Genomic DNA, 25,145 nt, shown 5'->3' on the forward strand with positions numbered 1-25,145 from the left:
TAGTTTAAACAACAACACCATATTGTCTTAACAGGGCATTCCAGCTATCAATTGTTGTCACTGGAGGGCAATCAGATAAAATATCTTTTAATGTGATCTTCTCAGCTGATTTCCATTCTGGTGATAAATCTTTGTCAACTAAACGCGCACGTACACCCTCAACAAAGTCTGGGTGACGAATTTTCCAGTCAGAAATCTGCGACTCAAGCGCAAAAACTTCATCCCAAGCATGCCCTTGTTTACCCCATTGCCACAACAACCATGTAATCGCAGCCGTACTTGGAGAGCCTTTTTGTAAGTTTTCACTCGCTTGACGCAGCCAATCGCTGCTTGCATCACTCAAACCAATAATCGCTTGATAATCATATTCAAAATTTTGACCACGACAAACACTGTGAATAACGTCAATCGAGTTTTGTAACGGACCTGATGCGACAGGACGATGTAAACTATTCAACGTATCATCAATCGCACGGAAAGCACCTGCTGGATAATGATTCCAGTCAACACTTAAAACTTTTTGCAGAACATTATCTCGCTGAGCCTCACAGATATGGGTTGCCCAACCAATACTAAATGCACCAGCAGACGTCATAATTGACCCTGTCAAACCAGTAAACAGCCCGATTTGACCACGATCTGCAAGGAAGCGGCTGCCACCCACATCAGGATACAAGCCTATATTAATTTCAGGCATTGCGAGACGCGAGTAAGGTGTTACCAAACGGAATGGCGCAGCCATGAATAAGCCCAAACCACCACCCATCACATAGCCTTCACCCCAAACCACGATCGGCTTAGCGTAATTATGGAGTAGTAAATCAAGTGCATATTCTTGTTCAAAGAATTTATTTGCTGTATCAACTTCGTTATTGATCACAAGTTGGCGAAGTTTACGTACATCACCGCCTGCACAGAATGCTTTCGGTGTGGTTGAATCAAACCAAATCGCTTTGACACTATCATCTTCATGAAAATGTTCAAACACTTTCAACAAAGCACTCACAATTGATTCATCCAATGCGTGCAAAGATTTTGGTCGGTTCAAGCGAACAATGCGCCAGCCATTTTTAGCTTGTTCAATAATTAAATCTGGGTGATAACTATTTAAATCGGGAGAAGTCATTATGCGTCCAGTTGCCAGTCTATTGGCTCAATGCCATGTTGTTTCAAATAATGATTTGTTTTAGAAAATACTTTACAGCCGAAAAAACCACCTCGGTTTGCAGCAAGTGGGGATGGATGAGCTGCGGTTAGCACAAGATGTTTATTACGATCAATTCGCTGCCCCTTACGTTGTGCATATGCACCCCATAAAATAAACACAACATGCTCTCGCTGCTCATTCAGTACATCAATCACGGCATCAGTGAATTCTTCCCATCCTTGTTTTTGATGAGAAGTTGGTTGTCCTGCTTCAACAGTCAATACACTATTTAACAGCAAAACCCCTTGTGCAGCCCATTTACTCAAATCCCCATGACGAGAAATAGGTACCGTGAGATCGGTATGTAATTCATGAAAAATATTACGCAAAGATGGTGGTAATGCAACCCCTCTTTGTACAGAAAAACTTAGACCATTGGCTTGATTTGGGCCATGATATGGGTCTTGCCCTAAGATCACGACCTTCACACCATTTAATGGCGTTGTATTCAATGCATTAAAAATTTGCTTACTCGGTGGATAAATCGTTTTCTGTGCAAGAATTTGTTGTTGCAAAAACTCACGTAAACCATCCATCTTTTGGCTGAGCAGAAAATCTGACAAAGAGATTTTCCATGACTCATCCAACTGAACTTTATTGAGTTTTTCCTGCTGTTGTTCAGTAAATTGCATCAACATTCCTTGAAATAACGATTCCAACATTTAAATCCGTATGACTTAAATATTGACTTGTAACTCTACATTTGGGTTTTGGAATTTAATTCCATTTTTCAGATTTTCATACATTTGAGGATCACTCCACTCAGCTTGCACTTGCTCTGAGAAAATAATTTGTTCTAAGCTGAGTAATCCCATCTGCTCATTTTCAATATCTTCTAAGAAACTTTGTGCATAACCAGTATCGGTTTCATGCACGATAACGGAATAAACCTCAACATCACCTTCACCATTTTGTGTCATGGTTGAAGCAAGTACCTGTTGTGCCAAATAAAAGAAGATTCTTGAAAACTGTTCAGCCGATGGCGAAACAGGCAAAGCCACCCACCGCGCACTAAACGTTTCACATGCTTGAATATATTCGGGATCATCTTTTTGCCAATAACAAATTGCATGATCAAAACTATCAAAGAGCTCCTTGATGACACCTTTCAACAAGCCAAAATCATAAACCATTTGCCCATGATCTAACCTTGACGCTTTTAATAGTAATTCAACTTTATAACTATGCCCATGAATCGAACGCTTACAGCGATCCGATGTACAATTCCGTACGATATGAGCATTTTCAAACTTAAATAATTTACGAATTAACATGCACCAAGCTGATCTATATCTGCAAACAAATTTTATTATAAAGCAAAAAATTCATCGATGGGATTGATTTTAAACCTTGTGACGATTCAATAATCCAATCTGTAAGTCGTTAGAATAGTGCAAGACTTCTTGAATAAACAATCACTTGTTTATCTTTCCGCATCATTAGGCTAGTAAACTGGCGCTTTCGTTCGCTTAAAACAACTTCAATTTGGGCAGTAAAATAATTCGACTTGCTATCTAACAATGATGCGGCATCAGTTTTACTTTGTTCATCAATCCCAGAAAAAGCGCTTAATTTCCATAAATCATCAACATTATTAAAATGAGTTAACTCTGTTTCCTTGACTTTCAATTGTTGTTCAACAGCCTTTATATCAACTTTAGGATCAATACTTGCTAACAGCAATGCAGGTGCTGTATTCATATTGACCTTCGTTTGCTCAGGTAATGCCGTGACATACTGCTTGATTAAATCGTAGTTTTTGCCTTCAAAACCGCGTACCAGCTTTAACTCTTCAACACTATGAAACTTGGTATTCGGTGTTAAATATGCGGGATCTAATCCTTGATAATAATTACTTTCTGCACCCATAGCACCAATCGTTTCATCATCAGCATCTTGCCAATCAATCACCGCTTGACTGAGTTCAGCTGGTAGACCTACACGTTGCAACAACTTTTCAAACCAACGTCGTGCAGAATCATCGACCTTACCATCTGCTTTAACCAAGTTATTCAGATTAAACTTACCAGACTCATCTAATAATTTTCCCGACACAGAACCATCCTCAACAGGAAATGGTGGCATCGGTTTCGCCCAATTTTCCTGTAAGTGATCTATACTGCTGCTATTATCATTATCTTGAATGAGTAACTCAGAAAAAAAAGCTTCCGCACTTTTTGCGTACAATAACGATTGATCCTGACGCATCAAATAACCTGTATTTTCAGCAGTATTCGTTTGTCGTTTAGCGATCGTTGCAGCCAAAATCGTTGCCAAAGCAACCATGACTAAAATCGTTAATAAAGCTACGCCACGCTGAGATGAATAATTTTTCATGGTGGTGACTGATTACCCAACAATTGATTTGCATTCAATAGACTATAAATCCACTCATAATCCGTACCCGCAACCGTAAGCTGTATTTTTAAGCCTAGTGGTAATTTTTTTAACTCAGCAGCATTATTAGGATCACCAACATTTTCAGGCCATTGCGTCAGTTCCTGTGGGTTTAGAACCAGTACTTTAAACTGATCAACATTTTCCAGCAAAGTACTTGAAATAGGCTGCACACGATTTGGAATATTTAAGTTCGAATACTTGAGACGATATACTTTCTTTTGCGCTGAGTCATAACGATATTCAATACGTTCATATGGCGATAAACCTTGTTTCAGCGGATCAGACACCCCTGCTTTACTAAACATGAAACCACGGTCATTTAACACCAAAGCTGCTTGTAATTGTCGACCATCATTTGCCGTTAATGGAATGATTTGCAAACTATCTCTTAAAATCTGCTGATAAGCATCTTGTAGTGCAAATAAATGTGTTTCGTGTTCCGCATTACGATCTTTTACTTTTAATAAATAATCAAAGACTTTCCATCCAAGCATTGAAAGTACTGCAAAAATAGCAATCGCAACCAATAATTCAACGAGGGTAAAGCCATTTTTAATTTTCATCATGTCTTAGCTTTTGCAGGATAATTAAAGAATACGAGATTGGTAATACCTGCTTCAACCTTACCTTGCTCAGTATTAAATAAACTCACTTGTAATTCGATACGTTGTATTTTTGGACTAATCGTTGATTGTGCTTTTTTATCAATCTGCCAAGTCTCACCTTGTGAAGTCACTTGTTTCGACTGCGTTCCATCTAACCATTCTTGATTCATCTCCATCATTGCAACCTCATTCATTGCAACAAATTGTGCTTTCGTCCGCAGAATTGCACTCGATGTAGATTGGGTATATTGCATCGCAATTTTCGTTAATGCAATTGCTGTAACAGCAAATATTGCTAATGCAACCATCACTTCAAGCAAGGTAAAGCCTTTAGTCTTCTTCATTTACTTTACCCAAGTGATCCATTTTCAACTCATGTCCAATAGGTTGCTGTTCATAATAAAATTGGATGCGAACAGGCTTCACCTCACCATTGCCGAACCATATGAGTTGTGGTGCCTTGCCCCCCAATAGGTCTTCATTTCTCGCCTTTCGATGCTCTTCAGCGTCTAAAGCTTGAATACTAAAAGAAACATTATTGGGCAGTTCACGGACTTTAAACTCTTTATAAAGTTGCCAAGTACGATCAGCTTGCTGGATTTGTTCATGACTCTGATCATGATATTCAAATAAATTATAGCGAAATGGTGCAACATCACTGGCATTTTGAGTATTTAAAGCAAAGACTTTGGCTTGATCTGTGGATTCTTTATTAATCTTCTTAAGATCAAGAATAAACATTTCTCTCGCTTGCATTGCGCGACGCTGGTCCACACCACCAATATTCAAAACCACCAAGGATGTCATAATCGTCATGATTACAATCACCACCATGATCTCAATGAGGGTAAAACCTTGTTGTAATCTATGTGGTGATTTCATTTTATTTATCAGCCATTCGCTAAATATTCAATTTGTTTTGGCAAACCTAAAGCTTGTTCAATGTAAGCAACACGTAAAGTGTCTCTAGAACCTAGATAACGCTGATAGAAACTCGAATTTAGAATGACTGCCGCACCATAGGTCAACGACCAAATCGAAGCTAAATAATCACGTGTTGTCATCGTACTATGAATATCCAGTAAATAACTTTCTGTCATTCTAATAATAATACGCAGACGTTGACGGCGAACTTTGTAAAGTTCGCTGAATAATAATTGAATTCCTTGACCTGTCGTTGATAAACGCTCTTCAATCTGATGAAACAAAGCGGTGCGCTCAGGATGATGTAAATGATGCAGCATGAAAAAAGCTAAATGCTCAGGAAAAGCTTTCTCTGTATCCTGAATCATTTCGAGCAGCATTCGTTCATTACGAATAATCAGCAACATATACAATTCATCTTTACTTTGAAAGTGTTTATATAATGTGCCTTTTGCAAGATCCAATTCCGCCGCTAAAGCGTCTAAGGTCATGCCTGCTTCACCATTTTCTAATAGGAGTTGCTCAGCGATCTGAAAAATTAAGGCTTCTCGTGCTCTAAACTGAGCTTGGCGATCCATTTTCACGTGATAACTCTCTTTCCTAATACAACAAAACCGTTTACTTCAAATGAAGAAGATTCTCAAAATTCTGCGTGGTAATCATACCAATTTCTTCAACTGACTTTTGATATACATCACCCAATGCTTTTGCGACATAAGGTACATATTTAGGCTCATTGGTTTTACCACGATATGGCATAGGGGCTAAATATGGACTATCTGTTTCAATCAATACACGATCAAGCGGAACTTGCTTCGCAACATCACGTAAAGCTTGTGCATTTTTAAATGAGACAATCCCAGAAAAAGAAATATAGTAACCACAATCTAAAACTGCCTTTGCTGTTTCCCAATCTTCAGTGAAACAATGCAAAATACCATGTGTCGACTGCTCTGCTCTTATAATATCGACTGTATCGTGTTTGGCTGATCGTGTATGTACAACAACTGGTTTTTTTACAATTTTTGATGCTTGAATATGACGCGCAAAACATTGTTTTTGCTCTGCAATAAAATCTGTGCTGTGATAATAATCTAAGCCTGTTTCACCTAATGCCCAAACTTTTTCAGATTGGGCCAGTTCCACCAAATAGTCTGTTGTCGCCCGCGCCATAATATGATCATCTTCACATGGATGAACACCTACAGAATATCCCACGTCATCATGTCGAGAAGCAATTTCAGCCAATTTAATATGATCATCCAAATCAACTGAGATGCCCATAAATCTTGAAACACCTGCAAGGCGAGCTTGGGCAAGCGCTTGATCTAAACTCCCATCGTAAGGACTTAGATCTAACATGGTTAAATGGCAATGGGTATCAACAAACACGCTTATTTCCTATCAACTTACATCGTAAAACTTGGACGATCCATCGCTTTTGAACCAGCCAACAATCTCTCAGCCTCATTTTTGTAATACACACCTTTCTCACCAGCCAACTGAATCGCAAAACCTTGTGGTTTAAAATGTGTTTGCTTATGTGAAATCCAAATCACCTTACCCGTCAATGGAATCTTTTGCGCTTGCTCAGGCAAAGTCGCCAACACAAAAACCTCTTGCCCCATTTTGACAACTTGTTTGGTCGAAACAAATAAACCGCCACCCTGAACAAAAGGCATATAACTCGATTGCAAAGTTGCTTTATCAGGGATATTGACCTGTATAATTCCGCCCATCATTTGTGGTTGCATAACATTCCCCTGTCAAATACGAATAATTTGAAACACCAATATTTTTACACCGTTGATAAATCTATAAACATATCAATCACATTTATATGTTTCTCAAACCAATCATTGGCTACCGTCAACTTTTAAAAATTTATAACAACTACTCTTTTGATTATAGGAAACAATCCGACAAACAACAAATAATGTTTAAGGAAAACTGTTCGAAAACAAACAAAAATGGCTTTTATTTATACAAATATAGCGCTCTACGAGTCACTATTTGAGAAGTGATCATAATAACGAAAACCTTAGGCTTTGCGTTAATGCACAATGACCGAGAATCCACTTTGCACTAAAGTTTTTGATTTATTTACTAAACCACATGCATCAATTGAATAAACAACTGATCGAGTACCAATTGTGTTTGTACATTTTGCTCAACCATCAATTTCTTCTGTTGCAAGTCAGAATAAATTTGAAATAACGATTCTAAATCATAACACTGCGCAAGCTGTGTCAAATCTAAATCATCATTTCTCAAAGACTGATTTAATTTTAGAGCAACCAAATCAGCTAATAAATATTCAAACATGGTCATGAATTCTGAAAAATTCAATTCTTTAGACCACTTACTTGAATAGTTTAAAGGCATATTCTTTTCAGTAACCAGTTTAAACCAATCACTCAAAAATACAGCTCGCTTTTGCAACCAATCACTCTGATGAAGCTCGATTGCAGTCAATGGCATGCCATTCGCTAGGTTAAGCAATAAAGTCGTTTGTTCAGCCGAAATATTTGGAATTTGCTGTTGAATAAAATTCTGCGCATCCTCAACATCTAAACGGTCTAAAGCAAAATGCTGCAATCGACTACGAATGGTTGCGGGTAATTTCAAATAATGATCAGCCAACAAAATTAAAATCACCCGTTCCCCAGGTTCTTCTAAAGTCTTTAACAATGCATTTGCGGACGCTGTATTTAAAGCCTCTGCTGGCTCAATAACAATAACTCGCCACCCATCACCTGTTTGCTGAACAAATGGCAATAAATCACGGATTTTCTCGATCTTTATTTTGGCATTCTGCTTTTTATTTTCATCATCTGTAGTGATATGTACATAACGTGGATGAGTATTAGATTTCAACCAAAGGCAACTACTACACTCACCGCAAGCTTGTTCAACTTGTTTATTTAAACATAAGACCCAAGCCACAAACCGTTCAGTGAATTGATGCTTCGCACAGCCCTGCTTACCATAAAAAAGCAAACCATGTCCTAGATCAGGAAATCGCGTTGTCAATAACGCCCATGTTTGCTTATGCCAAGAATAAACGGTTGTTGACTGCATACTCACCATAATTATTCAAACAAACTTACAGGTAATGCATTTAAACGCTCTAAATCAGCTTGGGTATCCACGCCTGGCGGCAGATTGGCTTCGGCAATATCAATTGCGATACGATGACCATTTTCTAATACACGTAACTGTTCAAGGCTTTCTAATTTTTCAAGATTACCTTGTTCCCATGTTACATATTCTTGCAATAATTTCACACGATATGCGTACAAGCCTAGATGACGAAAGGCTTGATTATGCAGCTTTGGCTCTAGTAATTTTGCCCCATCACGATCATAAGGAATGGTTGCTCGACTGAAATACAGCGCTTCTTTACGATTGCTCATCACGACTTTGACAATACTATCGCGTTGAAATTCATCTACAGCATGTATAGGTTCACATAAAGTAGACATCGAGCAATGTGGATAATCAACTAATAACTGTGTGACTTGTTGAACCAATTGAGCAGGAAGTAAGGGTTCATCACCTTGCACATTTACAATAATATCGTCTTGTGCCCAACCTTTGAGACGAGCGACTTCACTTAAACGATCTGTGCCTGATGGGTGATCAGCACTGGTTAAAACAACATCAATGCCTTCAGCACGACAAACCTCAGCAATACGCTGATCATCTGTTGCAACACACAAATCATCAAATCCTTCGACTTTTTTCGCTTGATCTACCACACGCAAAATCATTGGACGACCATGAATAAGTAATAATGGTTTTGCAGGTAAACGCGAACTCGCAAAACGAGCAGGAATGACAATATGTTTCATGGTAGATCTCTAAGAAAATTGAATACCAACGTGTTGCAATTGCTGTTTCAACAAAGCATAACAATCAGAAGACAAAACCGCTTCAACAGGCACAACCCAAATTGGAATACTAAATTCAGGATGCTGTTTCAACAATACTTTAAACTTTACCGCATCTTTTTCGGTGGTAATAATCGCATTTTGATTATTAAAAGTAAGATCACTGATTTGATAATCATGATGATCGGGGAACTCATGTGCCTGATACTGATTCACTTTTAACTGATTCAACGTTTGATAAAACCGCTGTGGAAAGCCAATACCAACAACTGCATTAAAACACTGACTTGAATCAAATCTATTTAGGTCTAGACTCGCATTTAACAGATACGGCTGCCCAATCTCTAAATGCATATTTCTTTGTGTTTGTGCAACTTTGGTATGCTCAATCACGGTGCTGCCATTTAATCTTGACTTTGGCTCACGTAGATACCCTTCAGGTAGCAGTTTTTCATTCCCTAAACCACGATTTTGATCCAATACAATCCACTCGATTTGACGTGCTAACGCCCAGTGCTGCAAACCATCATCACTGATAATCAAATCAAGCTTTTCAGATTGCAATAATAATTCAACGGATGCTTGACGGTTCGGTCCAACAGCCATCGGCACATGAGTCGATTGAACAATCAGACAAGGTTCATCGCCTGCAACATCTGGCTCAGAAAGAGCATTGACCAACAGTGGAAAAGGACCTTTCCCGCCATAGCCACGACTGATCACACCAACATGAATACCTTGTTGCTGTAAATACTTGACCAGTTCAATTAACAGAGGCGTCTTTCCACTACCACCCACTGTAATATTCCCAATGATCATGACTGGAATCGGTGCTGTATAGCTTTTCTTAAAACCAACAGCATACAAGGTCTTATTTAACGAAAAAATTAAACGATACAATAATGACAAAGGGCGCAATACGATCAGCCAAGGCGCTTTTTTATTCCAAGCATCTTGCACATATTGTGCGATTGACATCGTTAATTTTCCTCAAAATTACGTTGGTGCAGTTGATAATACATTCCATGTTTTGCAAGTAATTCAGTATGCGTACCCTGCTCGATAATTAGCCCTTTATCCATCACCACAATCAGATCAGCATTTTCCACCGTAGATAAACGGTGTGCAATCACAATCGTCGTACGACCTTGCATCGCGTCATCAAAAGCTTGCTGGATAAAGTATTCAGATTCATTATCTAGCGCACTGGTTGCTTCATCTAAGATTAAGATTGGAGAATCTTTTAAAATCGCTCTCGCAATTGCAATACGTTGACGTTGACCACCTGAAAGGTTTAAACCTTGCGCACCAAGTATTGTGTCGTAGCCTTGTGGTAAATTCATAATAAAGTCATGGGCAAAAGCAGCTTTGGCTGCTGCAATCACTTTGTCATCACTCGAATCTTGTAACTGACCATAAGCAATATTATCGCGTACTGAACGATTAAAGAGCACAACCTGTTGATTGACTGTCGCAATTTGTGAACGCAGATAAGAAAGTTCTATTTCTTTTACCGCAATATCATCAAAATAAATTTGACCTTCACTCAACTCTTGGAAACGTGGCAGCATATTAACCAATGAGGTTTTTCCTGCGCCAGATCGCCCCACCAATGCAACAGTTTGACCAGCCTTAATATCTAAAGAAAAATCTTTGATCGCATGTGTACCATCGGTATAACGCAGATTGGCATGATCAAAGCGAATATTTCCTTTTAGCACTGGTTTGAGTTGCCCATTATTTTCTTCTTCAGGTAAATCCAGCAATTCAAATACTGAATGTGCTGCTGCCAAACCACGTTGAAGCTTTTCATTAATATCAGTCAAGTTCTTCACTGGTTTTGAAATCAAACCTGCAGCCGTGATGAATGAGATAAACTCACCTGCTGAGGTATCACCTAAAACTTGTGGGCGCAATGCCAACCAAAGAATAGTCGCCATCGCAATGGATAATAACAGTTGAATAATTGGGCTGTTAATATTCTGCACTACAACCATTTTCAGTCCACGACGAAGATTTTCCTCAGAGGACTTATAAAACCGTTGTTGCTCAAAGACTTCTCCCGTAAAGCTCTTAACAACAGAATTTCCATTAATCGTCTCTTGCACAACATGGTTCACATCACCCATGGTATTTTGCACTTGAATCGATAATTTGCGCATTTTCTTAGACGCGATACGGACTAACAAGCCAATAAATGGCATAAAAACCACGATACATAAGGTTAAGCGCCAATTGGTATAGAGCAAATAACTCAGTAAACCAATAACAATCAAACCGTCTTTAATCAAAGTCTGTAAAGATTCTGATGATGCCGCCGTTAACTGCTCAACGTTATACATCAACTTTGCGCTGATATGACCCGCACTATTATCCAGATAATATTGCGCAGGTAATCGTAGTAATTTAGCGTAGACTTCCTGACGGATACTAAAAACTAAACTACGTGAAATAACCGCTGAAAAATATCCACCCAAGAACAAACCAAGACCACGGAAGAACATTAGCAAGACAATTAAGGCAGGAAACCAATCAAGATTTTCACGGCTACCATTTTGAATCGCATCAATAATATACTTGAGCAACTTGGCAACAGAGACTTCTGTCGCCGCATTGATTCCGAAACCAAGTAATACAAATAAGGCAACACCCCAATAAGATTTTAAATAACCTAATAGACGTACATAAACCTTAAAATCCTGACTCACTCAGTAAAACCTCTAGTTGGAACTTTGGTGCTAATATTTACGTTAACAAAGCCAAGTTGACCTGCCACATCCATTACACGAATCACATCTTCATGTTTTGCTTTTGCATCAGCAGCAATAATAAACATAAAATCACGACGATCTTGCGCAGCTTGCTTAATTGCTGTACTCAAATCTGCACTATCTTTTGTTGATAATGCTTGACCATTCACAGAATAATGCCCTGTCGAGTCTACCATGATTTCAATTTTATGATCGAATTGTTTAGGCGGAACACCTTGGGCATCAGGTAAAGTTAGATTTATACGGCTTTGCTGACTAAAAGTCGTAGAAAGTAATAAAAACACCAAAATAAATAACATACAGTCAATCATTGGTGTCAAATTGATATGAATATCTTCGACTTGAGAACGTTTAAATTTCATGATGTCACCTATGCTCAGCTTGCACGGCGATGTTCTTGCACATGAGGTGCTTTTTTGTAGAAAAGTGCAGCATGAAATAATGTTGATTGCTGTTCTAATTCAGCAATATATTCATGCACAACACGTTGAAAATAACGATAAGCAATCATGGCAGGAATCGCAATCAGCATCCCAACAGCCGTGGTAATCAAAGCTTTAGAAATACCCGGCATCATCATGCTCGCATTTCCTGCCGAGCCGATATCAATGACCAAAAATGATTCAATAATACCCAATACCGTTCCTAACAAACCAAGCAATGGTGCAATTGCACTCAACGTACCTAAAAAGTTAATGTTTTTCTCTAGATAGCTGATTTCTTGCGAAGCAGTTGCTTCCATTTGCGCACGCGCAAACTGCTCACCTTGATCTTGGTGGTCATAACCTGCTTTTAGAATACGTCCTAACGGGCTTTTTCTCACTTCATCTTGTTCTAGAGATGAAATTACAGATTCAACATTTGAACCATGAACAAGTAACGCTTGAGGTAAAACTTGTGACCGTTTTAAACGAATATATCGTTCAATTGTAATAGCAACCGTAAAAATTGATGAGAGAATAAGGGGTAGCATTAACCAACCACCCGCTTTCACAAGTTCCCACATATTATTCCCCAATAATATTTAAAATATAAAAGGACGCACCTTAAATATTAGCTAGGTAAACAAATATTTAAGATTCCATCCAATTCATCCAATGAGTGGTAGTGAATGACCATTTTCCCTTTACCTTTTTGGTTATGGTCAATTTTTACATTTGCTCCAAAACGTTCCGATAGTTTCTGAGTCAATTGTTCAATATCAGGAGAAACCTGTACCTTTTCCTTTTCAGGTTTTGGCTCACTCCACTCACGCACCAATTGCTCAGTCTGACGCACTGACAAGGCTTTTTCAATTACGATTTTAGCAACATCGATTTGGTCTTTTGCTTTTAAGGTCAAAATGGCGCGAGCATGCCCCATATCCAATTGACCTTGTTGCATTAAGTCTTTAATCGGATCAGCCAAACTCAACAAGCGTAGTAAATTACTGACTGTAGTACGTGCTTTACCTACAGTATCCGCAATTTCTTGATGGCTCAAACCGAACTCATCATGAAACCGTTGCAAAGCAACTGCTTGATCAATTGGATTGAGATCTTGACGCTGAATGTTTTCAATTAATGCCAATGCAATCGCAACTTGATCATTTAAATCTCGCACGATTGCAGGAATTTCCGTTAATCCTGCTAATTGTGCAGCACGCCAACGGCGTTCACCTGCAATAATTTCATAAGAATATTGTTCATCTTCGATAGGACGAATCACAATTGGTTGCATCACCCCGTGTTTCTCAATCGACGATGCAAGCTCTTGTAAGTCTTGTTCTTGGATAAAGCGACGTGGTTGATATTCACCACGTTTTAATAAATTGACATCAATTTGCTTGAGTTGACCATGATCTAAGGCTTGTGCTTCAAGTTGCAATTTTTCTTTTTGAATTGAACCCAATAGCGCATCTAAACCACGACCTTTAGCCAATCCGCGTTTTTTGATGCTCATACAGAACTTCCTTTTTTCACTTTACTTTTCTTCAACATTTCTGCGGCTAAATTCAAATATGCAACCGCACCTTTTGAACTTTTCTCAAAATAGATCACAGGCAAACCATGGGCTGGCGCTTCTGCTAAACGAATATTTCGAGGAATCACCGTTTCATATAACTTTTTACCAAAATACTGCTCTAACTCAGCCGACACATCACGCGTCAACGCATTTCGAGCATCATACATGGTACGTAATACCCCGACAATTTCCAAGCTTGGATTGAGCGCTTTTTGTATACGATCAATCGTCTGAGTCAAATCAGCCAAACCTTCCAAAGCATAATATTCACACTGCATTGGGATAATTACACCATTGACTGCAGCCAAAGCATTCACTGTAATCAAACTCAAACTTGGTGCGCAGTCCACAATAATATAATCAAAAGCTGAATCAACTTCTTGCAAGGCATTTTTAAGAATAAACTCACGCCCTTCTTGTTCAGCAATTGCAAGTTCCACACCCGCGAGCTCTCGGTTTGCACCTAGAACTTTATAACCAACTTCAGCTTTTTGAATCGCAGTTTCAATTGGTACTTCACCCAACAACACATCGGTAATCGAGTAAAGTAAGTCATTCTTTTGAACGCCAGACCCCATAGTGGCATTACCTTGAGAATCCATATCAACCAATAAGACACGTTTCTTCAAAATCGCCAAAGAAGCAGCAAGATTAACGGCTGTTGTGGTTTTTCCCACGCCACCTTTTTGGTTTGCAATCGCAATAATTTGAGCCATGATTACCCTTAATATTTTTTATTGAATTCGTTGAAGTAAAAGTAAATGACGTTGTTCATCTAATCGTGGCACACGCAGCTCTATTACTTTGCATGAATACTGGTCTTTCATCTGTTCCATTTCATCAACTGGAATCAAGCCCTTCATTGCAGCAATAATACTTTGCTCATGCATATAAGGTTGCGCCGCATCAACAAAATCAGTTAATGAAGCAAATGCTCGACTTGTAATGACATCAAACTGACCAAGTTCACCAATCGTGTCTTCATTTTCTACACGTGTTTGAACTGCAACAACATTATTCAATTTTAAATCGGCAATAAATTGCTTAAGAAAACGAATTTTTTTTCCATTTGAATCTAACAATACACACGAACGTTCTGGTTGGCATAATGCAATGATCATGCCGGGCATTCCACCGCCCGTACCAACATCCAATAATCGCCCTTGTGGTAAATCATTTAAGATACTTAAACTATCTAACAAATGTTTAACCAACATTTCTTTTGGATCGCGAATTGCGGTCAAGTTGTATGCTTTGTTCCACAGCACTAGAGCATCTTGATATTTCAATAGTAGTGTTAGTGCTTCTTCATTCAGGTTTAAACCTAAAGCCTGACTACCTTGCTTTAATTCTTGAAAAAAAGGATGCATAACAGTGCAACATCTCGATAAACTTGCCGTGCAGTATACCGATTTCTGATACAAGGCACAGTAGGACTTGTTGAACGATTATGCAGTTAAACATTTACAAACATGATAAACTGCATAATCCATTAGGTTTTTCGTCTTTTCTTATACAAATCAAAGATAGACAAAACATTTTTATAAAAACAGACCTTGCATAATTTGTTGATCAAGCTGCTCCAAACGCTCTGGAGTGCCGACATCCACCCAGACCCCTTGTAATTTTTCAGCAGAAACTTGCTGTTGTTGCATCGCTTGTTTAAGCAAAGGCGCTAAAGGTCGCTTACCATTTTCTAAACCAGAAAACATTTTGGGTGCTAAAACTGCAACCCCACTATAGGTCAAAGCTTCACCTAACTGTGCTTGCTCAAAAGTATAAGCCAGATCATTCGCAAGGATAAAGTCACCTTTCAAATGTTGTGGTGGGTTATCAACCAACACCAAATGTGCTTGCTTGTCACCCAACTCGACATTCAACAAGGGAGCGAAATCCATTGTGCTCCAAACATCACCATTCACCAAAATAAAGGGCTCATCACCCAATAATGGTAGTGCATTGATAATACCACCTGCGGTTTCAAGTCCTTCACCTTCATGCGACCATAAAATCGTCACACCAAATTGAGAACCATCACCCAAAGCAGTTGCCAGTTTCTCACCCAACCAAGCGGTATTGATGACAATCTCGGTAACACCTATCTTTTGCAGCTTTTCAATATGCCAAACAATCAGAGGCTTTCCACCCACTTCAAGTAAAGGCTTAGGCGTATGCAACGTTAAAGGTCGCATACGATTTCCTAGACCTGCTGCAAGAATCATGGCTTTCATTATGCAACGACCTCATATTCACCATATTTAGCGATGAACTTTGGCATCACAACATCACGCACAAATTGCATAAAATCATTAAGCTCATCATACGCTTGACTTTCTTCAAGTAAGTACCACATCACACGTGGTAAATCTTTTAAATAACCCGATTTACCATCACGCTCAAACAGACGCACAAAAATACCGAGAATCTTGAGGTGACGTTGAATTGCCATAAAATCAGCATCACGTTTGAATTGCTCAAAGCTACGGTTTTCTTTTGCAGTCGCAGGTAATAAGTTATAAAACACCTCAAACCACCCATAGACTTGTACAGCATTCCATTGCACATAGGCATCACGTGTAATCGAAATCAGATCATAAGTATCAGCACCAATCACTGCATCTTGAAAATCAATCACGCCAAGAACCTGTTCATTCTCGATTTTCATCAAATTACGACTATGATAATCACGATGCACAATGACTTGTGGCTGATTGATTGCCTCAATCGCAAGGAAATCAAAAGCCTGTTCAATCGTTTCCAACTGCTGCTCTGTTGGCTGAATCTCTAATGATGGCAACATCCATTCGGTTAGCAGACGCATTTCTGTCATCAACTTTTCATAGGAATATGCTGGCAACTGTTGATGTGCATCAATCTGCTGTAAGTCAATCAATTGTTTAAAGCTTTGTGCATAATATTGATCAACCGTGTCATCATTTAATAAGGTTGATAATACGACATCACCAAAGTCTTCTAACAACAACAAACCAAGTGATAGATCTTTGGCAACAATATGCGGTACACGCACACCATTTTTATCAAAGAACTCATCAATCTCTACAAATGGGACGCAATCTTCTTTTTCAGGTGGCGCATCCATGAGCATATATGTTTTGTTTTGTAACTTAATTCGGGCATAGCGACGAAAGCTTGCATCTCCAGCCAAAAAATTGATCTCAAATTGATCGGTTTGGAGAGTAGCTTGAAGCCAAGTTTGTATCAATTGTTCGCGTTGTGTATTCATTTGCAATAAAATCTAAAACTAGCTGAGATTTTGAAAGCTTAAGTGTAGCCACTTATCAACTTTTTCTCTATGATGCGACAATAATTAATTGTGAATTAGCGTACTGGTTAATGAGACAATGAAACATCAGTTTAAATTTAATCCTTTAGCAACAGCTATTTTAACACTCTTGTGTGGCGGCTCGATTCAATCTAGTTTCGCAGCGCAGGCTGATGTTGTCTCTACGCTTGACAATCAACAGCTCAAAGCAGCCATTCAAAAAGATCAAGTGCAAGAAAACTATCCTGGTGAGAAGTTTTTTCAGCAATATTATGTTGATAAATCTGCACCAGAAGCACAATTACGCGACAATCGCTATTTGAGCTCCTCTTTTTGTCAGGGAACATGGGTCACACCGATCAATCCGGAAACGAAGGCAAATCCATCAAATACAGCGACTTCTGTGATTACTGCTGATTATGGGCATTACAACCCTACTGGTGATTCTGTTCTACAAGGTAATGTTATCATTGACCAAGAAGGTCGAACGATTCGTGCAGATCAAGTCACGATTGATCCAACACAAACACATGCCAAAGCTCAAGGACGTGTGCAACTCGCTCAATCAGGATTACTTACCCAAAGTGATCATATTGACTACAATTTAAAAACCCAAACGGGCGATTTAAATAATAGCTTTTATATTTCTGAACAAGAACACGCGCATGGACATGCAAGTCAGATTAAACGTCAGAATGAAAATCTTATTGTACTAAAAGATGCAAGTTATACCGCTTGCCCGCCTGATCAAAAACCTGCTTGGAAGATTCAAGCAAAGCAAATTGAACTGGATCAAGCTTCTGGGCGTGGCGTAACTCGTGGCACTAAGCTTTATGTCAAAGATGTTCCCGTATTAGCAGTACCTTATTTCAACTTTCCAATTGATGACCGTCGTACAACGGGTTTATTAAGCCCCAATTTTGGCTATAGCAACGATGGTGGTGTCCAGCTTACAACACCCGTTTATCTCAATCTTGCACCAAATTATGACCTTATACTCACGCCAAGCTATATGAGCAAACGTGGCGCAAAATTAGATGGCGAATTTCGCTATATGACTGAGGATTTTGGTTCTGGTCGTATTTGGGGTGGCTATTTACCAAATGATGATTACTATGACGATAAAAATCGAAGCGATCTACACTTTATTCACAATTGGAAAATCAACAATCAATGGTCAACCAATTTAGAATATAACTACGCATCGGATAAAGATTACTTTACAGACTTTAATAACAATCCAAATACGCGAACAGATCTCAACTTACGTCGTGCTTGGGAACTCAATTACCGCAATGGTATTCCTGGGCTTAAGGCTCAATTAAAAGTTGAAGACTTCCAAACCTTGGATAAAACCATTGACGACAAAGACAAACCTTATGCTCGTCTTCCACAATTTTTATTAAACTATGTTGGTGGCGATCCTCAAGGTCTACAATATGAATTTAATAATGATACTGCTTACTTTAAAAAATCAATTAGCGATCAATCTGCTTTAGAGTCTAGTGGTACACGTATTTACAACCAATTCGCTGTCCGCTACAACTACCTAACACCGTCTTGGTTCTATGCCGTTCCTGAAATATCGATCAGAAGCATTAACACCTTTTATGACCAAGATTCGAAAGAAGGACGTGGACTCTCTGCATCTGATGATTTAGAGAAATCTGTTGCTGTCCCTCAATTCACCTTTGCAACAGGTGTAACTTTCGAAAAAGAAGGTAAATACCTACAAAGTATTTCACCACGTGCTTTTTATGCTTATTCTCCCTACAAAAAACAAGATGATCATCCAAACTTTGATTCAACAACCGCATCAATCAATTATGATCAACTCTTTAACCCATATCGCTTCTACGGACATGACCGTCTAGATGATAATAATTTCTTATCACTCGGTGTAACCTACAGTCTATTAGATACCGAAGGTTTAGAACGGATAAAAGCGAGTATCGGGCAAAGTTATTATTTTAGCGATCGACGTGTAACACTCAATCAACAACCTGACGAATTTGACACCCAAAATCGTACAGGACCGATTGTGAACATATCTAGTCAGCTCAATCAAAACTTCACCATTGCAGCCAACTCAGCATGGATGTCAAATGGTGACAATGCTCAACGAGACTTCCAAGCTTACTATGTCGGCAATAAGGGAAATCTCTACAATGTTGGTTACTTCTATCGTAACAATATCCCAGATCGACAAAGTTCTTACGATCAAGCGGTTGCATCCTTTATACAACCAGTAAAAGATAATTGGCGTATTATGGGCCATGCGCAATATGACCTAGACAATAGCTTGATGCGTGAATATTTACTTGGCGTAAATTATGAATCTTGCTGTTGGGCTGTCTCAGTATATGGTCGTTCTTACTATAACGATTTGGATGACCCAAATGCACCAGATGTTCATAGAAAACGTGCTGTCATGGCTGAACTTACACTTAAAGGTCTAGGTGCGTTCAATAACAAGCTCGCCTCTCTTCTTGAAAATAGAGTTTTAGGTTTCAACAAAATTAATCAATCTTGGACACAACGTTAATGAAGATAAAACCTTTTCAACATATCTTTAGAGCGACTGTTCTCGCTACCCTAATTTCTTCATCAATGCAAAGCTTTGCTCAACCTACGGATGAGGTTGTTGCAATTGTAGATAGTAGTGTCATTCTTAAAAGTGATTTAGAACAAGGGATTGCTGAAACAGAACACCAGTTAAAAGCACAAAATAAAACGGTTCCGCCACAGCAATATTTACAAATGCAAGTGCTCGATCAACTGATTGTTCGCCAAGCTCAGTTAGAACAAGTCAAACGTTTTGGTATCAAAGCTGATGAGAAAAGCTTAAATGCGGCTGTATTAAAAATTGCAAATCAATCAGGTGCAAATACATTAGAAGCATTTCAACAAAAATTAGATGCGATTGCGCCAAGTACTTATGAAAATCTACGCAACCGTATTGCTGAAGATCTCGCGATTGGACGCTTACGTCAACAGCAAGTGATGTCTCGTATTAAAATCAGCGATCATGATGTTGAAAACTTCCTAAATTCTCCTGAAGGTCAAGCTGCACTTGGAACACAAGTCCATGTGATTCACATGCGTATCTCTGGTGAAAATAGTGATGAAGTTAAAAAAGTTGCACAGGAAGTTAAACAATCTCTTGCAACAAGCGATGACCCTAAGGGGATCAGCTCTAAACTCGCAACAGCGACCATTAAAGTCGATGGCGCAGATATGGGATTCCGAGCATTATCTGACATTCCAACCGAACTTGCAGCACGTATTACCCCATTACAAGTTGGACAAACAACTGAGTTAATTAATGTTCGTGATGGTGTTCATGTATTAAAATTACTTGAACGTAAGCAGAATGATCAAAAGGCCTTAGTTTCTCAATACCAAACTCGTCATATCTTGATTCAACCATCTGAAGTTGTTAGCCTCGATCGCGCAAAACAAATGATTGATAGCCTGTATAATCGTGCTAAGGCAGGCGATGATTTTGCAACTTTAGCTGCAACCTATTCAAATGACACAGGTTCAGCACGTGATGGTGGTAGTCTCGGTTGGGTTAGTCCAGGCGTAATGGTGCCTGAATTTGAACAAGTCATGAAAGAAACACCAGTTGGGCAAATCAGCAAACCTTTCCAGAGCCAATTTGGTTGGCACATCTTACAAGTGACTGATACTCGCCAACAAGATATGACCAAAGAAGTTCAAGAGCGTATGGCTCGCCAAATTTTAGGTGAACGTTTGTTCGATACCGAAGTAGACAGTTGGATGCGTGAGCTGCGTGCTAATGCTTATGTTGAAATTAAAGATACAAGCTTAGATTCAAAAGCACAGCAAAAATAAGCCCAGTACATTAAAATGCCAGCGAAATCGCTGGCATTTTTTATTCAAAAAATAAAAATTGGAAATATTTATCGTAAATTTTTAACATCCGCAACCACACAAATTACAAAAGCAGCGCGCCCTACTGTATCACCATCACCATCCTCAAAAGCAGCATGAATTTCTTTTAGTTTTCTATCCACAAACTCCATTGCTTCGATATCTTCTTTAATCTCCTTTCTAATGACACTCCATAACTCTTCTACTTCACCAATATCAGATAAGCTAAAAGCATCTAAAGATGGTTTAGTTGTTTTTGTACCAACTGATGATATTAATCGCTCTACTTTTACAAAAAATATTTCTAAGTTTCTTTTTAACGACATAAAATCCTCTTCAACGGTTCTCACACATCTAAAAAATACAATCCACATAAGTAATTCGAGTTATTTCAAAATCTTAACATCCATCAGATAAATATCTAAAGCAATATCCCGCCCCTTTTCATTTTCCCCATTACTAAATGCAGTAAACATTTCATTTAATTTTTGATTAATTAACTCAGATTTTTCTATATCAATTTTAATTTTAATTTTCTCCCATAACTCTTTTATTTCAAGAGAATCTTGATCAAAAATTTCCTCTTGACTTTTACCATATTCCAACATCCAGCTAGGGTATTTATCTGGAGAATTAATACCAACTGCTATTATGCACTCAGCAAATAATTGTAAATCTTGTTTAAAAGGCATGTGAGAATTCCTCAAGCACTTTAATTCAAATTATAATTTGTCAGAGGATTCGCCCAACATCAAAGCCTCCATATATATTTCAATAAGAACTATCTCATTTTCTCTATATCTAAATCAAAAATCTCATAAGCAATATCACAACCTTCTTCATTATCACCCTGTTTAAATGCAATAAACATTGCATTTATTTTTTGATCAACCAATTCAGCATCCTCTAAATTCTTTTTAATTTTTGGTTTAATTTTCTTCCATAAATCTACAACCTCACTCATATCCTCATCAAAAATTTCTTTGGCATTATTATAATATTCCAATCTCCAACTTGGATATTGATCAGGACTATATGTATGTATTGCAAGCAACCTATCAGCTAAAAACTATAAATTTTCTTTGAAAGACATTAAGAACTCCTAAAGCACTTTAATTTATCCGAAAACCTAAGAAATAAAAAACAGCACCAAAAGATGCTGTTTTTTTATTCATCACAAATTAATTATTTGTAACGATCAACCATTTTCTCTAACGAAATTGGGCGAAGTTTATCCGCATTACCTGATGTACCAAATGAATTATAACGATCTACACAAATTTGCTTCATTGCTTCAACTGTTTCACCAAAGAATTTACGTGGATCAAATTCACTTGGTTTTTCAGCCATCATACGGCGCATTGCACCCGTAGATGCCAAACGTAAATCAGTATCAATATTAATCTTACGCACACCATGCTTGATTGCTTCTACAAGCTGCTCAACAGGCACACCGTAAGTTTCCTTAATATCGCCACCATATTGGTTAATCACTGCCAACCACTCTTGTGGTACAGAGCTTGAACCATGCATAACCAGATGGGTATTTGGCAATGCAGCATGAATTTCTTTAATACGATCAATCGCCAAGATATCGCCTGTAGGTGGACGAGTAAACTTGTACGCACCGTGTGAAGTACCTACAGCAATCGCCAAAGCATCTACATTAGTATCTGCAACGAATTGAGTCGCTTCTTCAACAGAAGTAAGCAGTTGAGAATGATCGAGTACGCCTTCTGCACCCACACCATCTTCTTCACCAGCCATACCAGTTTCAAGGCTACCCAAGCAACCAATCTCACCTTCAACCGAAACACCACACGCATGTGCCATAGCTACAACGCGACGAGTTACATCAACGTTGTAATCGTATGTCGTTGGTGTCTTACCATCCGCACCCAATGAACCATCCATCATCACTGAGCTAAAGCCCAATTGAATCGAACGCTGGCAAACATCAGGACTCGTCCCATGATCTTGGTGCATTACCACTGGAATATGTGGCCACTCTTCGATCGCAGCTAAAATAAGGTGACGCAAGAAAGGTGCACCTGCATATTTACGCGCACCCGCCGAAGCTTGTACGATAACAGGTGAATTTGTTGCATCTGCTGCAAGCATAATTGCGCGCATTTGTTCTAAGTTGTTTACGTTAAACGCTGGTACGCCGTAGTTATGTTCAGCGGCGTGATCCAAGAGCTGGCGCATTGAGATTAGAGCCATAATATCCTCCCAGGTAATGCGCCATATTCTACATGTTGATTTATTTCAATTCAGCAACTAATCACCGGATTTCCCAAAAAATTATGAATCTTTTGTGTAATTTAACCAGCAGATTGCTCTTAAAATAAGAAAAGACCAAATCAAAAAGTGATTTAGTCTTTTCAAATGAAATTTAGTCATATCAAATACGATACACCAAATTTAACTTAAACTTAGCAATAACCTTCTAAACGCGTTAAAGGAAGCTTTTTACCAATTGCTTTTTCAATTTCTGGCAAATAGAAAGCATCGTCCTCAGATAAGAAACTAATGCTCACACCTTGACTCCCTGCACGCCCCGTACGACCAATACGGTGAACATAGTCATCCGACTGCTCTGGCAAGGTAAAGTTAATCACATGAGAAACACCGTCTACATGAATACCACGACCCGCAACATCCGTTGCAATCATAATATTATTTTTACCCTGCTTAAACTGATCTAGCATTTTCAAACGTTTATCTTGTGCGATCTCACCAGACAACATTCCAACTCGATAACCATCACGTTTTAAATGATCATACAAACGACGTACTTGATCTCGACGATTCGCAAAAATCATGACTTTATCGATAGGCTCATCACGAAGAATGTCTTGTAGAAGCTTATATTTATCTTCTTTGGCAACCATGTAAACACGTTGTTCAACATCATTATTGGTTTTCTGTTCCGGTTCAATTTCAACAGTTACAGGCTCAAACAACCATTGACGCGCAAGATTAAGCACATCATAACTAAAGGTTGCAGAAAACATGAGCGTTTGACGTTGTTCTTTATATGGGGAAAAACGAACAATTCTTTTTACTGATGGAATAAAGCCCATATCAAGTAAACGATCAGCTTCATCAATCACCAAAAATTCGATTTTATCCAACCAAACTTCTTTTTGCTCAACAAAATCAATCAATCGACCAGGTGTTGCAACAATAATATCGACAAAATTACTATCCAACATTTTCTTTTGTTTATCAAAATCCACACCACCCAACAACGTCACAAGGTGTAAATTTGAAAACTTAGTTAATGCTTGCGCATCACTTTCAATTTGTAAAGCCAACTCGCGCGTAGGTGCTAAAATCAAAGCACGCGGTTCACCACGAAATCGCTGCTCTTGAATTGGATTATTCAACAAATCATTGATTACACTAACCAAAAATGCTGCTGTTTTTCCTGTACCTGTCTGAGCCCGACCAATGGCATCGTGACCTACTAGTGTATATTTCAAAACCTTTTGTTGAATTGGGGTCATTTGTGTGAAGCCCAAAGCATCAATTGCTTTTTTCAACTGCGGATGTAAATTTAAGGTATCAAAACCAGATGTCATATAGGTATGCACTCGGACCAGCAATGATCAAAAAAAGAAGTATTATAAACAAAAACGCCCCAAATTACATTGGAGCGTTTTTATATTGCGTTAAAGCAACAAATTAGTCTAAAGGCTGAACGTTTTCAGCTTGGAAACCTTTTTGTCCTTGAACTACGCTGAATTCAACACGTTGGCCGTCACGTAAAGAACGGTGACCGTCACCCATAATTGCACGGAAATGAACAAATACGTCATCACCGCCATTACGTTGAATAAAACCAAAGCCTTTAGTGTCATTAAACCACTTTACTACGCCTTGTTCACGAGCTGTCATAAGTCAATCCTCAGATATTGAAAGATAAGGACCTTCCGGTGTTGCAAACAGCAGAGCCAACAAGGTTTTAAAATTTTTTATAATCTTAAAGCTTGTAATCATTCTGTAAAACTATCAACAATTTCCGGTTACATCCATTTGTTATAGGTTTTTAACGATAATATCGTATAACATATATCCTAAAACGCATCGAGCTTAACATGGGTTTATGATAATTAATAGGTTTATTTTCAGTTATTTCAAATAACTTCATCCGTT

At 38.5% G+C, this 25,145-nt stretch carries 29 protein-coding genes; 2 read left to right on the forward strand and 27 right to left on the reverse strand.

Translation table 11 applies throughout. The features are described 5' to 3' along the window. Positions 1-4: 4 nt before the first annotated feature. From MMP60_RS09795 to MMP60_RS09895, 21 genes are all read right to left on the reverse strand, one after another. A complete protein-coding gene (locus tag MMP60_RS09795; protein ID WP_241336215.1) occupies positions 5-1,129 on the reverse strand; it encodes an enoyl-CoA hydratase/isomerase family protein in 1,125 nt (374 codons plus the stop codon). Then, the gene (gene ung, locus MMP60_RS09800) at positions 1,126-1,839 is read right to left on the reverse strand and encodes a uracil-DNA glycosylase (RefSeq protein ID WP_018679196.1); all 714 of its coding nucleotides are present in this window, start codon (positions 1,837-1,839) and stop codon (positions 1,126-1,128) included. The genes MMP60_RS09795 and ung overlap by 4 nt, the downstream gene beginning before the upstream one ends. Before the next feature lie 45 nt (positions 1,840-1,884). After that, a complete protein-coding gene (locus MMP60_RS09805) occupies positions 1,885-2,481 on the reverse strand; it encodes a 6-carboxytetrahydropterin synthase (protein WP_241336088.1) in 597 nt (198 codons plus the stop codon). Between the two features lie 109 nt (positions 2,482-2,590). Next, positions 2,591-3,544, reverse strand: coding sequence for a type II secretion system minor pseudopilin GspK (gspK, locus tag MMP60_RS09810; protein WP_241336089.1), 954 nt, complete (start codon positions 3,542-3,544; stop codon positions 2,591-2,593). Continuing rightward, the gene (gene gspJ, locus MMP60_RS09815; RefSeq protein WP_241336216.1) at positions 3,541-4,170 is read right to left on the reverse strand and encodes a type II secretion system minor pseudopilin GspJ; all 630 of its coding nucleotides are present in this window, start codon (positions 4,168-4,170) and stop codon (positions 3,541-3,543) included. The genes gspK and gspJ overlap by 4 nt, the downstream gene beginning before the upstream one ends. Further along, entirely contained in the window at positions 4,170-4,556 is a 387-nt protein-coding gene (gene gspI / locus MMP60_RS09820; protein WP_241336090.1) for a type II secretion system minor pseudopilin GspI, read from the reverse strand. The genes gspJ and gspI overlap by 1 nt, the downstream gene beginning before the upstream one ends. Continuing rightward, positions 4,543-5,094 (reverse strand): prepilin-type N-terminal cleavage/methylation domain-containing protein, encoded by a 552-nt coding sequence (locus tag MMP60_RS09825; protein ID WP_018679191.1) that lies wholly within the window; start codon positions 5,092-5,094, stop codon positions 4,543-4,545. Before MMP60_RS09825 ends, gspI begins: the two co-directional genes overlap by 14 nt. An 8-nt stretch (positions 5,095-5,102) precedes the next feature. Further along, positions 5,103-5,714, reverse strand: coding sequence for a TetR/AcrR family transcriptional regulator (locus MMP60_RS09830; protein WP_018679190.1), 612 nt, complete (start codon positions 5,712-5,714; stop codon positions 5,103-5,105). 40 nt (positions 5,715-5,754) lie between these two features. After that, entirely contained in the window at positions 5,755-6,528 is a 774-nt protein-coding gene (locus tag MMP60_RS09835) for a TatD family hydrolase (protein WP_241336091.1), read from the reverse strand. Between the two features lie 17 nt (positions 6,529-6,545). After that, complete coding sequence (locus MMP60_RS09840; RefSeq protein ID WP_241336092.1) at positions 6,546-6,890, reverse strand: PilZ domain-containing protein; 345 nt, start codon at positions 6,888-6,890, stop codon at positions 6,546-6,548. 352 nt (positions 6,891-7,242) lie between these two features. Next, positions 7,243-8,226, reverse strand: coding sequence for a DNA polymerase III subunit delta' (locus MMP60_RS09845; RefSeq protein WP_241336093.1), 984 nt, complete (start codon positions 8,224-8,226; stop codon positions 7,243-7,245). 2 nt (positions 8,227-8,228) lie between these two features. Beyond that, positions 8,229-8,990: a 3-deoxy-manno-octulosonate cytidylyltransferase gene (gene kdsB, locus MMP60_RS09850; protein WP_241336094.1), complete on the reverse strand. Its 762-nt coding sequence runs from the start codon at positions 8,988-8,990 to the stop codon at positions 8,229-8,231. 9 nt (positions 8,991-8,999) lie between these two features. Continuing rightward, entirely contained in the window at positions 9,000-10,007 is a 1,008-nt protein-coding gene (gene lpxK, locus MMP60_RS09855) for a tetraacyldisaccharide 4'-kinase (protein WP_241336095.1), read from the reverse strand. 2 nt (positions 10,008-10,009) lie between these two features. Further along, a complete protein-coding gene (gene msbA / locus MMP60_RS09860; RefSeq protein ID WP_241336096.1) occupies positions 10,010-11,737 on the reverse strand; it encodes a lipid A export permease/ATP-binding protein MsbA in 1,728 nt (575 codons plus the stop codon). Then, positions 11,734-12,162: a biopolymer transporter ExbD gene (locus MMP60_RS09865; protein ID WP_005159883.1), complete on the reverse strand. Its 429-nt coding sequence runs from the start codon at positions 12,160-12,162 to the stop codon at positions 11,734-11,736. The genes msbA and MMP60_RS09865 overlap by 4 nt, the downstream gene beginning before the upstream one ends. 14 nt (positions 12,163-12,176) lie before the next feature. Further along, positions 12,177-12,806, reverse strand: a complete 630-nt coding sequence (locus MMP60_RS09870) for a MotA/TolQ/ExbB proton channel family protein (protein WP_241336097.1) — start codon at positions 12,804-12,806, stop codon at positions 12,177-12,179. Between the two features lie 47 nt (positions 12,807-12,853). Further along, positions 12,854-13,741: a ParB/RepB/Spo0J family partition protein gene (locus MMP60_RS09875; protein WP_241336098.1), complete on the reverse strand. Its 888-nt coding sequence runs from the start codon at positions 13,739-13,741 to the stop codon at positions 12,854-12,856. Beyond that, on the reverse strand, positions 13,738-14,520 hold the full coding sequence (locus MMP60_RS09880; RefSeq protein WP_241336099.1) for a ParA family protein: 783 nt from the start codon (positions 14,518-14,520) through the stop codon (positions 13,738-13,740). The genes MMP60_RS09875 and MMP60_RS09880 overlap by 4 nt, the downstream gene beginning before the upstream one ends. An 18-nt stretch (positions 14,521-14,538) precedes the next feature. Next, positions 14,539-15,174: a 16S rRNA (guanine(527)-N(7))-methyltransferase RsmG gene (gene rsmG / locus MMP60_RS09885; protein ID WP_241336100.1), complete on the reverse strand. Its 636-nt coding sequence runs from the start codon at positions 15,172-15,174 to the stop codon at positions 14,539-14,541. Positions 15,175-15,345: 171 nt separating this feature from the next. After that, positions 15,346-16,035 carry an N-acetylmuramate alpha-1-phosphate uridylyltransferase MurU gene (gene murU, locus MMP60_RS09890; RefSeq protein WP_241336101.1) on the reverse strand — a complete coding sequence of 230 codons (690 nt, stop codon included), beginning with the start codon at positions 16,033-16,035 and terminating at the stop codon, positions 15,346-15,348. Then, a complete protein-coding gene (locus MMP60_RS09895) occupies positions 16,035-17,048 on the reverse strand; it encodes a phosphotransferase (RefSeq protein WP_241336102.1) in 1,014 nt (337 codons plus the stop codon). Before MMP60_RS09895 ends, murU begins: the two co-directional genes overlap by 1 nt. 118 nt (positions 17,049-17,166) lie before the next feature. On the opposite strand from MMP60_RS09895, the gene lptD reads away from it, so the two are divergent. Together lptD and MMP60_RS09905 are read left to right on the forward strand one after the other, a co-directional pair. Next, entirely contained in the window at positions 17,167-19,632 is a 2,466-nt protein-coding gene (gene lptD / locus MMP60_RS09900) for an LPS assembly protein LptD (RefSeq protein WP_241336103.1), read from the forward strand. Next, on the forward strand, positions 19,632-20,945 hold the full coding sequence (locus MMP60_RS09905) for a peptidylprolyl isomerase (protein WP_241336104.1): 1,314 nt from the start codon (positions 19,632-19,634) through the stop codon (positions 20,943-20,945). The genes lptD and MMP60_RS09905 overlap by 1 nt, the downstream gene beginning before the upstream one ends. 68 nt (positions 20,946-21,013) lie before the next feature. Here the strand turns inward: MMP60_RS09905 and MMP60_RS09910 are convergent, their stop codons facing one another. The 6 genes from MMP60_RS09910 to MMP60_RS09935 form a co-directional block, all read right to left on the reverse strand. Further along, complete coding sequence (locus tag MMP60_RS09910; RefSeq protein WP_241336105.1) at positions 21,014-21,310, reverse strand: hypothetical protein; 297 nt, start codon at positions 21,308-21,310, stop codon at positions 21,014-21,016. Positions 21,311-21,370: 60 nt separating this feature from the next. Further along, on the reverse strand, positions 21,371-21,676 hold the full coding sequence (locus MMP60_RS09915; protein ID WP_241336106.1) for a hypothetical protein: 306 nt from the start codon (positions 21,674-21,676) through the stop codon (positions 21,371-21,373). Between the two features lie 89 nt (positions 21,677-21,765). Next, complete coding sequence (locus tag MMP60_RS09920) at positions 21,766-22,038, reverse strand: hypothetical protein (RefSeq protein WP_241336107.1); 273 nt, start codon at positions 22,036-22,038, stop codon at positions 21,766-21,768. A 131-nt stretch (positions 22,039-22,169) separates the two neighbouring features. Beyond that, the gene (gene fba / locus MMP60_RS09925) at positions 22,170-23,207 is read right to left on the reverse strand and encodes a class II fructose-bisphosphate aldolase (protein WP_241336108.1); all 1,038 of its coding nucleotides are present in this window, start codon (positions 23,205-23,207) and stop codon (positions 22,170-22,172) included. Positions 23,208-23,419: 212 nt separating this feature from the next. Further along, positions 23,420-24,571, reverse strand: coding sequence for an ATP-dependent RNA helicase RhlB (gene rhlB / locus MMP60_RS09930; protein ID WP_241336109.1), 1,152 nt, complete (start codon positions 24,569-24,571; stop codon positions 23,420-23,422). 103 nt (positions 24,572-24,674) lie between these two features. Further along, the gene (locus MMP60_RS09935) at positions 24,675-24,887 is read right to left on the reverse strand and encodes a cold-shock protein (protein WP_004653893.1); all 213 of its coding nucleotides are present in this window, start codon (positions 24,885-24,887) and stop codon (positions 24,675-24,677) included. Between the last annotated feature and the right edge of the window lie 258 nt (positions 24,888-25,145).

This window comes from Acinetobacter sp. ANC 4805 (genome assembly GCF_022549495.1).
Lineage (GTDB): Bacteria > Pseudomonadota > Gammaproteobacteria > Pseudomonadales > Moraxellaceae > Acinetobacter.